12 protein-coding genes are annotated in these 13,255 nt (G+C 62.5%); 9 read left to right on the top strand and 3 right to left on the bottom strand.

Translation table 11 applies throughout. The features are described 5' to 3' along the window. Positions 1–41 precede the first annotated feature (41 nt). Entirely contained in the window at positions 42–659 is a 618-nt protein-coding gene (locus EFQ99_RS00185; protein WP_208722702.1) for an MOSC domain-containing protein, read from the bottom strand. Positions 660–716: 57 nt separating this feature from the next. Between EFQ99_RS00185 and recR the strand changes: the two genes are divergently transcribed. Then, entirely contained in the window at positions 717–1,322 is a 606-nt protein-coding gene (recR, locus tag EFQ99_RS00180) for a recombination mediator RecR (RefSeq protein WP_008536119.1), read from the top strand. An 11-nt stretch (positions 1,323–1,333) separates the two neighbouring features. After that, positions 1,334–2,593, top strand: coding sequence for a lytic murein transglycosylase (locus EFQ99_RS00175; protein ID WP_126918657.1), 1,260 nt, complete (start codon positions 1,334–1,336; stop codon positions 2,591–2,593). Between the two features lie 5 nt (positions 2,594–2,598). Here the strand turns inward: EFQ99_RS00175 and EFQ99_RS00170 are convergent, their stop codons facing one another. Together EFQ99_RS00170 and EFQ99_RS00165 are read right to left on the bottom strand one after the other, a co-directional pair. Beyond that, positions 2,599–3,054: a GNAT family N-acetyltransferase gene (locus tag EFQ99_RS00170; protein WP_126918656.1), complete on the bottom strand. Its 456-nt coding sequence runs from the start codon at positions 3,052–3,054 to the stop codon at positions 2,599–2,601. An 8-nt stretch (positions 3,055–3,062) separates the two neighbouring features. Beyond that, positions 3,063–4,694, bottom strand: a complete 1,632-nt coding sequence (locus EFQ99_RS00165) for an MFS transporter (protein WP_126918655.1) — start codon at positions 4,692–4,694, stop codon at positions 3,063–3,065. A gap of 242 nt (positions 4,695–4,936) precedes the next feature. On the opposite strand from EFQ99_RS00165, the gene rimP reads away from it, so the two are divergent. From rimP to EFQ99_RS00130, 7 genes are all read left to right on the top strand, one after another. Further along, positions 4,937–5,542 (top strand): ribosome maturation factor RimP, encoded by a 606-nt coding sequence (rimP, locus tag EFQ99_RS00160; protein ID WP_126918654.1) that lies wholly within the window; start codon positions 4,937–4,939, stop codon positions 5,540–5,542. A 59-nt stretch (positions 5,543–5,601) separates the two neighbouring features. Next, positions 5,602–7,203, top strand: coding sequence for a transcription termination factor NusA (gene nusA, locus EFQ99_RS00155; RefSeq protein WP_126918653.1), 1,602 nt, complete (start codon positions 5,602–5,604; stop codon positions 7,201–7,203). Beyond that, a complete protein-coding gene (locus tag EFQ99_RS00150) occupies positions 7,200–7,892 on the top strand; it encodes an RNA-binding protein (RefSeq protein ID WP_208722701.1) in 693 nt (230 codons plus the stop codon). The genes nusA and EFQ99_RS00150 overlap by 4 nt, the downstream gene beginning before the upstream one ends. 99 nt (positions 7,893–7,991) lie before the next feature. After that, on the top strand, positions 7,992–10,733 hold the full coding sequence (gene infB / locus EFQ99_RS00145) for a translation initiation factor IF-2 (protein WP_126918652.1): 2,742 nt from the start codon (positions 7,992–7,994) through the stop codon (positions 10,731–10,733). Positions 10,734–10,885: 152 nt separating this feature from the next. After that, the gene (gene rbfA / locus EFQ99_RS00140) at positions 10,886–11,290 is read left to right on the top strand and encodes a 30S ribosome-binding factor RbfA (RefSeq protein ID WP_126918651.1); all 405 of its coding nucleotides are present in this window, start codon (positions 10,886–10,888) and stop codon (positions 11,288–11,290) included. 12 nt (positions 11,291–11,302) lie between these two features. Further along, positions 11,303–12,235, top strand: a complete 933-nt coding sequence (gene truB, locus EFQ99_RS00135) for a tRNA pseudouridine(55) synthase TruB (protein WP_126918650.1) — start codon at positions 11,303–11,305, stop codon at positions 12,233–12,235. A gap of 88 nt (positions 12,236–12,323) precedes the next feature. Beyond that, positions 12,324–13,172, top strand: coding sequence for an alpha/beta fold hydrolase (locus EFQ99_RS00130; protein WP_126918649.1), 849 nt, complete (start codon positions 12,324–12,326; stop codon positions 13,170–13,172). Positions 13,173–13,255: the final 83 nt, after the last annotated feature.

The raw sequence follows: 13,255 nt of genomic DNA, 5'->3' as shown, positions 1-13,255 counted from the left end.
TGACGCGGCTACTACGCCGTGATGCGCGGATGAAAGCGCTCTCAACGTTGCGCTTCGAGCAGCGCCCGTAGCTTGTGGTGAACGGGAGCGGCGAGATATCGCGCCCGGTCCGTCTCTGAAAGCCGGCGGCCGAAGGTTTCCATCAGTTCCGGCATCGTCACCTTCTCTCCTGGAAAAGGGTGATGTTCCACGGATATTCCGGCCCCGACCACGCCGCCTTGGATGACGCGGCAATAGATGCCGGGGCGGGCGGCACCGGTATAGCGCTTGACGAATTTCGGATCGGCCATTCTGGCGGCGAAGGTGGCGCAGGGAATGCGGCACGCGGTGACTTCGAGGACGAGGCTATCTGCGACGAAGCGGTCGCCGACGGAGACGTCGCGGTTGTCGAGGCCTGAGATCACCATGTTTTCGCCGAAGGTCCCGGGCTCGTGCGGCCGGCCCAATTGCTGCGCCCACCAGTCGAGCGTCAGCGATCCCTCGACATAAACAGCCTGATCGACGCCGCCATGATGTTTCCGGTTGCAGATCGCGTCGCCGACCAGTCCTTCGGCATCGATCATCACGGGGCCGTTGACGGCATGTTTGAAGATGCCGGTCTTGTAACTCTTGCCGGCCAGCTTTTCGGGATTGCCGGTGCACAGCGCCAGGATTTTCATGGGACGGCCAATCCTTCCGCGATTCCGTTTTCGTTGCATATCAGTTAAGAACGGCGCATGGCAAAACGAGTCACCGGCCCCGAAATCGAAAAACTCATCCAGCTTCTGGCGAAGGTGCCGGGCCTCGGGCCGCGCTCGGCGCGCCGGGCAGCACTGCATCTGATCAAGAAGAAAGATCAGTTGCTTGGCCCGTTGTCGAATGCGATGGGCGAGGCGTATGACAAGGTGAAGATCTGCTCGCGCTGCGGCAATGTCGATACCGTCGATCCTTGCACCGTCTGCACCGACACGCAGCGCGATCAATCCGTCATCATCGTCGTCGAGGACGTATCGGATCTTTGGGCGCTGGAGCGGGCCGGCGCGCTGAACGCCGCCTATCACGTGCTCGGCGGCACGCTGTCGCCGCTTGATGGGGTAGGCCCCGACGATCTCAACATTCGCGGGCTGATCGACCGGGTCGGCGAAGGCGGCATCCGCGAGCTGATCATCGCGGTCAACGCCACGGTCGAGGGGCAAACGACGGCGCACTACATCACCGACCAGTTGCAGGGGCTCGACGTCAAGATCACCCGACTGGCGCATGGCGTGCCCGTCGGCGGCGAGCTCGACTACCTCGACGAGGGCACGCTTGCGGCGGCCCTGCGGGCCCGGACGGTAATATGAGGGGTTTGCGCATGCCGAAAAATGCTCCACGGCGGCTGCGGCTATTCGCATTCGCCTTGCTGGCCGCTCTGCTTCCAGTCTCATCCTACGCAGCTCCTTCGAAAGCCGATGTCGAAGCCCAATTCGAGACATGGGTGCAGAGCGACCTCTGGCCGGAGGCGAAGGCAAACGGCATTTCGCAGAAGACCTTTCAAGCCGCTTTCTCAGGCATCACGCTGAACTGGAACCTGCCGGATCTCGCACCGCCTGGTTTCCCGCCGCCGAAGGAGCAGAAGCAGACGCAGGCCGAGTTTTCCTCGCCTGGTCCCTATTTCAACGAGGACCGGCTGAAGAAGCTTGCAGCGACAGGGCGCAGTTTTGCCGCGCAATACGGCTCGACGCTGAAGCGGATCGAGAAGACCTATGGCGTGCCGGGCTCGATCGTGCTTGCGATCTGGGGCCGGGAGACGGGCTTTGGCGCGGCGAAGATCCCGAATTCGGCGATCGAGGTGCTGGCGACCAAGGCCTTCATGTCGACGCGGAAGGAAATGTTCCGCACCGAGCTGGTGGCGGCGTTGCATATTCTCGACGGCGGCGACGTGACGCCCGCCGATTTCAAGGGTTCGTCGGCGGGTGCGCTCGGACAACCGCAGTTCATGCCGACCAGCTATCTGAAATATGCCGTCGATTTCGACGGCGATGGACATCGCAATATCTGGACCTCGGTGCCGGACACGCTCGCCTCGATCGCCAATTTCCTGGTCAAGAAGGGCTGGCAGCGTGACCGCGACTGGGGCTTCGAGGTGTCGATACCGGAAGCGGTCTCCTGCGCGCAGGAAGGGCCGGATCTCGCAAAGCCGCTGTCGCACTGGGCCTCGCTCGGCATCGACCGCAACTCTGGCAAGGCTTTCCCCGCAGGCGAGATGACGGCGCAGGGCATGATGCTGGTGCCGGCCGGCCGCGACGGGCCTGAGTTCATCGTCACGCCGAATTTCTACACCATCAAGGAATACAATAATTCCGATCTCTATGCGCTCTACATCGGCAATCTCGCCGATCGGATCGCCGATAATGGCGGCGCCTTCCAGGGCAGATGGGGCGATGTCGGCAAGATGCTGCGCTCGGATGTCGCCGCCATGCAAAAGGCGCTGGAACGGCAGGGCTACGACGTCGGCGGTTCCGACGGTCTGCCGGGTTACAAGACGCGGCGTTCGATCGGCCAGTGGCAGGCAAAGAATGGCATGAAGCCGACATGTTTTCCCGAGGCGACGATGAAGGGCAAGCTGAAATAACCGGCTCAGAGAGTGCGTTTCAGCCCTTCATGGCTCGCGACGAAGCCGAGCTTTTCGTAGAAGCGGATCGAATCCGCCCGCGTCTTGTCCGATGTCAATTGCACGAGGCCGCAGCCGCGCTCGACGCATTGGGCGATCGCCCATTCGATGAATTGTGCGCCGAGGCCCGAGCCGCGAAGCTCTCGTGCGATACGCACGCTTTCGATCTGCCCACGCCACATGCCGGTCCGGGAAAGGCCAGGAAGAAAGCTCAGTTGCAGGCAGCCCGCGAGCTCGCCGGCCGCATCGACGGCGACGGCCAGCAGCTGATTGGCATCCGCCTCGATCGCGGCGAAAGCGGAGAGATAGCTGGGATCGACGGGATCGGTGACGATCTCCCTGGCGCCGCCGAGATCGTCATCGGCAAGAAGCCGGACGATGGCGGCAAGGTCGGATTGGCGGGCGAGCCTGAAACTGTGCATGGCTGTTCTCAATGATGCAGATCGATCGGCGTTTTGTGGAAGACGTCATCATCAGGCGGAATGGCCTGGCGCTCGATCATGCGGTGAACGTGGGGCAGACCTTCGCCGCGGTGAAGCGTGCGAAGCCTGTCGATGTTTTCGGCATCGGCCTGCGTGCGCCGCTGGTTGTGTCTGATGTATTCGACCCAGGTCGGCGTATGGTAGGTTTCCGTCCAAAGGCTGGGATTTTCGAGATCGCGCATCAGCGCCCAGTGCCGGGCGCCGTCGCGGATGCGGATGCGGCGCCGCTCCACCATAAGCGTCATGAATTCGGCAAGGTCTGCATCGGCGATCTCGTAATCGACCTGGATGACGATCGGGCCGCTGCGCGGCGTGATGTCGAGGCTCAAGGCCGGTGCCGTGAAGCGGTTCAGCGGATCGAGATTGAGCGAGGCGAAGGCCGGCATGGAAAAACGAAGGCCGATCACAATGCCGAGCAGCATGATGACGGATGACATCAAGAGCGCGTCTGAGACGCCATAACGATCGGCGGCGATACCCCAGAGCCAGCTGCCGCCGGCGATGCCGCCGAAGGTGACGGTCTGATAGAGCGACAGGGCGCGGCCGACCACCCAGCGCGGCGTCGAAAGCTGGACGATGGTATTGAAAAGCGAAAGTGCTGAGACCCAGCATGCGCCGGAAACGAGCAGCCCGGCGGAGGTCAGGACGGCGCTCGGACTGAAGGCGGCGATGACGGCGCTCAACGCGAAGCCGGTAAAGGCAAGGCGGATGATGACCTCGCTTGATAGCACCTGGCGAAGCCTCGCATTCAGCACCGCGCCACCGATCGCGCCGATGCCGAAAGCGCCGAGCATGAAACCGTAGGTCAGCGGGCCGCCGGCAACCAGATCGAGGGCGACGATCGGCAGCAGTGCCAGGATCGAACTCGCGCCGATGCCGAAGATGAGGCCCCTGACGAGAACCTTTTCAAGATTGGGCGACATCGAGACATAACGCAGGCCGGCGAAGATGGCACTGCCGAGCGCCTCGCGCGGCAGGGTCGAGACCGGCGTGCTGGGACGCCAGCGCAGCAGGGCATAGATCAAGGGGAGGTAACTCAGGGTGTTTACGGCGAAGGCCGCAGCGGCGCCGGCCGCCGCCACGATGGCGCCGCCGATCGCCGGGCCGACGCTGCGGGTGATGTTGAAGCCCATGCTGTTCAACGTGACGGCGCCCGGCAGATCGGCGCGCGGCACCATGTCGCCGACCGAGGCCTGCCAGGAGGGATTGTTGAGCGCGGTGCCACAGCCGATCAGGAAGGTGAAGAAGAGCAGAAGCCAGGGCGTGATCCAGCCGAGAAGGGCCGAGATCGTCAACAGCGCCGAGACCGTCAGCATCATGCCCTGCGCCGTCAGCATCACCCGGCGGCGGTCGTAATTGTCGGCCAGCGCGCCCGATATCAGGGAAAACAGCATGATCGGCAGCGCCGTTGAGGTCTGCACCAGCGCCACCATGTCCTCTGAGCGTGTGATCGTCGTCATCATCCAGGCCGCGCCGACGGCCTGGATCAGGCCGCCGAAATTCGAGGAGAGGCTGGCAAACCAGATGGCGCGGTAGGTGTCGTGCCGCAAAGGCGCCAATGTCGACGAAGTATACGCCACGATCTCTCCCGCTTTTGTTCTTGTGTCCTCGGCAATATATGCGCAGGACCGGCGCTGGCCATAGGTCTGTTGACGCGCGGCAAGCGAATTGGCGGAATCGGTCGCAGACCTTGCAATTTCGGAAAAACCCGACTATATGGCTCTCAAATTCTTGATCGCTTGATGAAGAGTGGGCCGCAAGGACCCGCTCTTTTTTATTACCGCGATCGCCCGAAAGCATGAAATTGCGAGGAGCGAACCGCTTGTCGGACATGACAAACGCAGACAACGAACTTGAGCCGCGGCTGATTACCGAAACCGGGCTCGACCAGCGTCTAGCCGATATCATCGAACCCGTTCTCGTCGGCATGGGCTTCCGGCTCATCCGCGTACGCATGCTGAACCAGAACGGCGCGACGATGCAGGTCATGGCCGAACGCAACGACGGCACGATGTCGGTTCAGGACTGCGAAGCTGTCTCGATGGCGATTTCTCCGGTCCTCGATGTGGAAGATCCGATTGAGAAAGAGTATCATCTCGAGGTGTCTTCGCCCGGCATCGACCGTCCGATGGTGCGGAAATCCGATTTCGTCCGCTGGCAGGGCCACCTTGTGAAATGCGAGACGTCGATCCTGATCGATAATCGCAAGCGCTTCCGCGGCAAGATCGTCGAAGCAAATGCAGATGGTTTCACGCTCGAGCGTGACCAGGTTGCCTACGGGGAAGAACAGAAGGTCGTCATTCCCTTCACGACGCTCAGCGATGCGAAGCTCATTCTGACCGACGACCTGATCCGCGACGCCTTGCGCGCCGACAAGCTGGCGAAAGCGCAGGCCGCCAACCAGAACGAAGCGGACGACCAGGAATAACCGATCAACAGACCGCTCCAGGGACGGGAACCCTGGTGTAAAGACGGAGAAACAAGACAATGGCAGTCAGTGCGAACCGGCTCGAACTTCTGCAGATTGCAGATGCAGTGGCGCGCGAAAAGGTCATCGACCGCGAGATCGTGCTTGCCGCAATGGCCGATGCCATTCAGAAGGCGGCGCGCTCGCGCTACGGCACCGAGTCCAACATTCGGGCCGACATCAATCCGAAAACCGGCGAAATTCGGCTGCAGCGCCTGCTCGAAGTCGTCGACAAGGCCGAGGATTATTCGACGCAGATCCCGCTGGAACTCGCCCGCGACCGCAACCCGGACGCCGCACTCGGCGATTTCATCGCCGATCCGCTGCCGCCGATGGATTTCGGCCGCATCGCCGCACAGTCCGCCAAGCAGGTGATCGTGCAGAAGGTGCGTGAAGCCGAGCGCGACCGCCAGTTCGACGAATTCAAGGATCGCGTCGGCGAAATCGTCAACGGCACCGTCAAGCGCGTCGAATACGGCAACGTCATCGTCGATCTCGGCCGCGGCGAAGGCATCATCCGCCGCGACGAAATGATCCCGCGCGAAAACGTCCGCTATGGCGATCGCGTCCGTGCATACGTATATGATGTCCGTCGCGAGCAGCGCGGCCCGCAGATCTTCCTGTCGCGCACGCATCCGCAGTTCATGGTGAAGCTCTTCACCATGGAAGTGCCTGAAATCTACGACGGCATCATCCAGGTAAAGTCGGTCGCCCGCGATCCGGGTTCTCGCGCCAAGATCGCCGTGATCTCGAACGACAGTTCGATCGATCCGGTCGGCGCCTGCGTCGGTATGCGCGGCTCGCGCGTCCAGGCCGTCGTCGGCGAACTCCAGGGCGAGAAGATCGACATCATTCCGTGGAGCCAGGACCCGGCGACCTTCGTCGTCAACGCCCTGCAGCCGGCCGAAGTCGCCAAGGTCGTTCTCGACGAGGATGCCGAGCGCATCGAAGTCGTCGTTCCCGATGAGCAGCTGTCGCTTGCGATCGGCCGCCGCGGCCAGAACGTCCGCTTGGCATCGCAGCTGACCGGCTGGGACATCGACATCATGACGGAGGCCGAGGAGTCGGAGCGCCGCCAGAAGGAATTCAACGAGCGCACCAACCTCTTTATGGACTCGCTCGACGTCGACGAGATGGTCGGTCAGGTTCTGGCGTCGGAAGGTTTTGCTGCCGTCGAGGAACTCGCTTATGTCGATCTCGACGAAATTTCTTCGATCGACGGTTTCGACGAAGATACGGCGCAGGAAATCCAGACCCGCGCCCGCGAATTCCTCGAGAAGCTCGAAGCCGAGATGGACGAGAAGCGCAAGGCGCTCGGTGTTCAGGATGAGCTGCGTGAGATCGACGGCATCACCGCCCAGATGATGGTCGCGCTCGGCGAAGACGGCATCAAGACGATCGAAGACTTCGCCGGCTGCGCCGCTGACGACCTCGTCGGCTGGACGGAACGCAAGAACGGCGAAACCAAGAAGTTCGAGGGCCTGTTCTCGAAGTTCGACGTCTCGCGCGTCGAGGCCGAACAGATGATCGTCCAGGCCCGCCTTTCGGCCGGCTGGATCACCGAAGAGGACCTGGCGAAGGGGACCGAAGAAGAGGTCACCGAAGCCGAACAAGAAGCATGATGACCGCGCATGAGCCGGACGCTCTCCCAGAGGACGACGATCTTGCGGATTATGACGTGAATGGACGCATGTGCATCGTGACGCGCGAAAGCGGATCGCCGGATGAGTTGATCCGCTTCGTTGCCGCTCCCGATGGAACCGTCGTCGCCGACCTGAAGCGCGAGCTTCCGGGACGCGGATGCTGGGTAAAGTTCGACCGGTCTCTGGTCGACAGGGCAGTGGCGAAGAAGCTCTTCGCCCGTGCTTTGAAGACGGATGTGAAGGCAGCGGACGATCTCGGCGCAAGCGTTGATCGGCTGCTCGCAGCACAACTGATGCAGATGATGAACATGGCGCGGAAAGCCGGCCAGTTCGTCAGCGGGTCCGCGAAAGTGGATGCCGCGGTCAGGAGCGGAGCAGCCCTTGCGGTGTTCCATTCGACTGGTGCAGCGGACGACGGCGTCCGGAAAATCGACCAGGCCCGCAAGGCCTGGCACCTCGGAATGGAGACCGAGGAGGAGATACCTTCCTTCCGTCTCTTCTCGGAGAGCGAAATGGAAGGCCTGATGGGCCAGAATGCTTTTATCCATGCCGCAGTGCTTGCGGGGCAGGCGGGTGAAGGTGTAGTGAAGCGCGCAAAGATGCTCGAACAGTACCGTATTGGCGGTCAGTCCCGGGCAGCGGGCGGCGCTGGCCGGCAAAAACAATGAAGCGGTCACCGGCATCGGCCGGTCCCATCATTGATCGACAGTATTTGAACGACAGGGTCTGATCTAGTCATCGCTCCCTGTCCGAAGGAACGGGAACGAATGACCGATAGTAACGACGACAAGACAATCAGCGTGACGGGCAAAAAGACGCTTACCCTGAAACCATCGGGGATGAGCCAGGGCACCGTTCGCCAGGATATGGGTCGAGGTCGCACCAAGGCGGTTGTCGTCGAGACCCGCAAGCGGCGCCCGTTGCGTCCGGAAGACGAAAAGCCGATCACACCTGTTGCCTCCGCGGCTCCCGTCCGCGCGCCCGAACCGGCGCCGGCGCCCGTACAGGCGCGTCCGCAGCAGCCCGCACCGGCGCCGCGGGTTCACCAGGGTAACAATAACAATAGCAACCAGCGTTCGCAGCAGCCCTATCAGCCGCCGCGCCAGAATGATCGTCCGCGCCCCGTGGTGCTGAACCATCTGTCGCCTGAGGAGATGGACGCCCGCCGCCGTGCGCTGGCCGAATCCCAGGCGCGCGACGCACAGGATGCGATCCGCCGTGCCGAGGAAGAAAAGCGCCGTGCCGCCGAGGAGGTTGTCCGCAAGGCAGCCGAAGCGGAAGAAGCCGCTCGCAGGGCTGCCGAAGAGGCTGCCCGTCAGGCCGAGGCACCAGCTATCGCTGAACCGGCAGCCGCTGAGGCAGCACCGGCTCCCGTCGTCGCCGAAGCTCGTTCGGAGGCTCCGCGGCCTGCAGTTGCACGCCGTCCCGATGCCGCAGCACCCGCTGCCGCCCGTCCGGCGCCCGGCGCTGCGGCGCCGGCCGGTGCCCGTGGCCGTCGCCCTGAAACGGAAGACGAAGATCGTGGCCCGGCACGCGGCGCTCCGGCCCGTGGCCGCGTCGTTCGCCCAGAACCCGCAAAGCCGGTGACGACGCGTCCGAAGACAGATGAAGAGCGCCGCCGCGGCAAACTGACCATCACCACCGCCGACTCGGACGGCGACGACAATGCCCGCGGCCGTTCGCTTTCGGCAATGCGCCGCCGGCAGGAGAAATTCCGCCGCAGCCAGATGCAGGAAACGCGCGAGAAGATCTCCCGCGAAGTCGTTCTGCCCGAAACCATCACCATTCAGGAACTGTCGCAGCGCATGTCCGAACGCGCCGTCGACGTCATCAAGTACCTGATGAAGGAAGGCCAGATGATGAAGCCGGGCGACGTCATCGACGCCGACCTTGCCGAACTCATCGCCGGCGAATTCGGTCATACTGTCCGGCGCGTATCGGAGTCCGACGTCGAACTCGGCATCTTCAACGTGTCCGACGAGGATGGCGAACTGGTTTCGCGCCCGCCCGTCGTCACCATCATGGGCCATGTCGACCACGGCAAGACCTCGCTGCTCGACGCCATCCGACATGCCAACGTGGTTTCCGGCGAAGCCGGTGGCATCACGCAGCATATCGGCGCCTATCAGGTGGAGCAGAACGGCCAGAAGATCACCTTCATCGACACCCCCGGCCACGCTGCCTTCACAGCGATGCGTGCCCGCGGCGCGCAGGCGACTGACATCGCAATCCTGGTCGTCGCAGCCGACGACAGCGTGATGCCGCAGACGATCGAATCGATCAACCACGCCAAGGCGGCCGGCGTTCCGATCATCGTGGCGATCAACAAGATCGACAAGCACGAGGCCGATCCGCAGAAGGTCCGCAACCAGCTGCTGCAACACGAAGTCTTCGTGGAAACCATGGGCGGTGAAGTGCTCGACGTCGAAGTTTCGGCCAAGACAGGCAAGAACCTCGACAAGCTGCTCGAGGCGATCCTGCTGCAGGCCGAAATTCTCGACCTCAAGGCCAATCCCGACCGGACGGCCGAAGGCACTGTTATCGAAGCCCAGCTCGACCGCGGTCGTGGTTCGGTCGCGACCGTGCTCGTCCAGAAGGGCACGCTGCGTCCGGGTCAGATCATTGTCGCTGGCGATGTCTGGGGCCGTGTGCGTGCGCTGGTCACCGACAAGGGCGACCATGTGAAGGAAGCTGGTCCCGCAACCCCGGTCGAGGTCCTCGGTCTTTCCGGCACGCCGCAGGCAGGCGACAAGTTCGCCGTCGTCGAAAGCGAGAGCCGCGCCCGCGAAATCTCGGAATACCGTCAGCGTCTTGCCCGCGACAAGGCGGCTGCCCGCCAGTCCAGCCAGCGCGGCTCGCTGGAACAGATGATGATCCAGCGCCAGAGCGCCGGTATCAAGGAGTTCCCGCTTGTCATCAAGGGTGACGTGCAGGGCTCGATCGAAGCGATTGCCGGCGCGCTGGAGAAGCTCGGCACGGATGAAGTCCGCGCCCGCATCGTCCATTCGGGCGCAGGCGGCATCACCGAGTCTGATATCTCGCTCGCCGAAGCCTCGAACGCGGCCATCATCGGCTTCAACGTTCGTGCAAACACGCAGGCACGCCAGTTCGCCGAGCGCCAGGGCCTCGAAATCCGCTACTACAACATCATCTACGACCTCGTGGATGACGTGAAGGCGGCGATGTCGGGCCTCCTGTCTCCGGAACGGCGCGAGACCTTCATCGGCAATGCCGAGATCCTGGAAGTGTTCAACATCACCAAGGTCGGCAAGGTCGCTGGCTGCCGTGTCGTCGAAGGCAAGGTCGAGCGTGGAGCGGGCGTCCGCCTCATCCGCAACGACGTCGTCGTTCACGAAGGCAAGCTCAAGACCCTCAAGCGCTTCAAGGACGAAGTCTCCGAAGTGCCGATGGGCCAGGAATGCGGCATGGCCTTCGAGAACTACGAAGACATGCGCGTCGGCGACATCATCGAGTGCTTCCGCGTGGAACATATCACGCGCACGCTCTAATCCTCGGCGTCACTGCAGCTTATTGCAAAAGCCATCCGCCACCCGGCGGATGGCTTTTGCACCTGCCGGCTTGACCTTTTCGGCCAAAAGAGTCATGGACGCTCTCCTTTGACGGGTTCGATTCCCAGCCGCATCGGCAAATAGAGATAACAATGACCAGACCAACTTCTTCCGCGCCTTCGCAGCGCATGCTGCGCGTTGGCGAACAGGTCCGCGCCGCGATCACCCAGGTGCTGCAGCGAGGCGAGGTGCGCGACGACGTCATCGAGGCGACCGTGATCTCGATCTCGGAAGTGCGCATGTCGCCTGACCTCAAGATCGCCACCGCCTACGTGACGCCGCTCGGCGTTTCCGACCACAGCATCGTCATCGAGGCGTTGAACCGCCATGCGAAATTCATCCGCGGTCGGCTGGGACCACAGCTTCGCCAGATGAAATACATGCCGGAGGTGCGCTTCCGCGACGATACCAGCTTCGACAACTACAAGAAGATCGACGAGCTGCTGCGTTCGCCCGAGGTCCAGCGCGACCTCGACGGCGATGATGACGAGAGATAACAGAAGAGACGCATGTCCAAACCACGCAAACCCAAGGGCCGGCCGATTTCCGGCTGGCTGATCCTCGACAAGCCGGTGGATTTCGGCTCGACGGAAGCCGTTTCCAAGATCAAGTGGCTCTACAAGGCGCAGAAGGCCGGCCATGCCGGCACACTCGATCCGCTCGCTTCCGGCATGCTGCCGATCGCGCTCGGCGATGCGACGAAGACCGTTCCCTATGTGATGGACGGCCGCAAGATCTATGAATTCACGGTGAGCTGGGGCGAGGAGCGCGCCACCGACGATCTCGAGGGCGAGGTCACGCAAAGCTCGGACAAGCGCCCGAGCGAACAGCAGATCCGCGATATACTGCCTCGATATATCGGCACCATCAACCAGGTGCCGCCGCAGTTTTCGGCGATCAAGATATCGGGCGAACGCGCCTATGATCTGGCGCGCGAAGGCGAAGCCGTCGAAATCCCTTCGCGCGAAGTCGAGATCTTCCGGCTGACCCTGCTCGCCTGCCCGGACGCCGATACTGCGCATTTCGAAGTGGAATGCGGCAAGGGCACTTATGTCAGGGCGCTCGCCCGCGATTTCGGCCGCGAGCTCGGCTGCTACGGCCATGTTTCCGGGCTGCGGCGCACTTTCGTCGCGCCCTTCGCGGAAGAGGCGATGGTACCGCTTGCGGACCTCGTGGCGCTCGAAGCAATCGAGGATATGGACGAGCGGCTTGCCGCGCTCGACGCGCTGCTGATCGATACCTGCGAGGCTCTTTCCGCCCTGCCCCACCTCGTCATCAACGACGACCAGGCGCACCGGCTGAAGATGGGCAATCCGATCCTCGTGCGCGGCCGCGATGCACCGATCGCCGAAAGCGAAGCCTATGCGACGGCCCGCGGCAGGCTGGTCGCGATCGGCGAAATCGGCCAGGGCGAATTTCGCCCGAAGCGGGTTTTTGCCTGAACCTGCCCGGTTTGTGACGGCGGCGATTGTCAGCCGGTAACGATGCGATATCTTCCCCTCGGGCCATGGCGGCCCGAGGGGAAAAACAATGCGCAGAATTGCGGGAATACTGACGTTCTTTTCGCTGTTCCTGATCGCTGCCGGCGCGCAAGCCGCCGAACGCTGGGCCGAGCTTCCGGCCTTTCCTTCGATGCCGGCGCCGAAGACGAGCGGCATGGCCGATGTGAATGACATCAAGATGTATTACGCCGAATTTGGCGAAGGCGATCCGATCCTCTTCATCCATGGCGGCCTTGGAAATGCCGACGTCTGGGGCCATCAGGTGGCCGAGTTTGCAAGGGATCATCGGGTCATCGTCGCCGACAGCCGCGGTCATGGCCGTTCGACACGCAGCGGGCAGCCTTTCGGCTACGATCTGATGACCTCGGATTACGTCGCCCTGCTCGACTATCTGAAGATCGGCAAGGTGACGCTTGTAGGTTGGTCGGACGGCGGCATCATCGGCATCGACATGGCGATGAAACATCCGGAGAAGCTCACCCGCATCATCGCCCAGGCGGCCAACGTCACGACTGATGGCGTCAAGCCCGACGTCTTGGAGAACAAGACCTTCAGCCACTACATCGACGTTGCCGGCGACCAGTACAGGAAGCTTTCGCCGACGCCGACCGAATACCAGGCCTTCGTCACGCAGATCTCTGAGATGTGGGCGACCCAGCCGGCCTGGACTGCGGCCGATCTTGCGACGATCTCGGTTCCGGTCACACTTGCGATCGGCGATCACGATGAAGCCGTCAAGCTCGACCATACGGAAATGATGGCAAGAGAGATTCCCGGGGCCAAACTCGTGATCCTGAAGAATGCCAGCCATTTCGCCATGCTGCAGGATCCCGAAGGTTATAACGGGATGATCCGGGATGCCATGGCGGGCCGTTGAGGCGCTGGGAATACTCCCTCTTTCCATCGGTGCTTATTTGGTTTATAGGCAGCGCCAGCGTCAGGTCCGCCTGCTCGCATTCA

The organism is Rhizobium vallis, from assembly GCF_003985155.1.
In the GTDB taxonomy this organism is placed as follows: Bacteria; Pseudomonadota; Alphaproteobacteria; order Rhizobiales; family Rhizobiaceae; genus Rhizobium; species Rhizobium vallis.
Note: the sequence above shows the minus strand (reverse complement) of the source record. Positions and strands in the feature narration are given on the sequence as shown.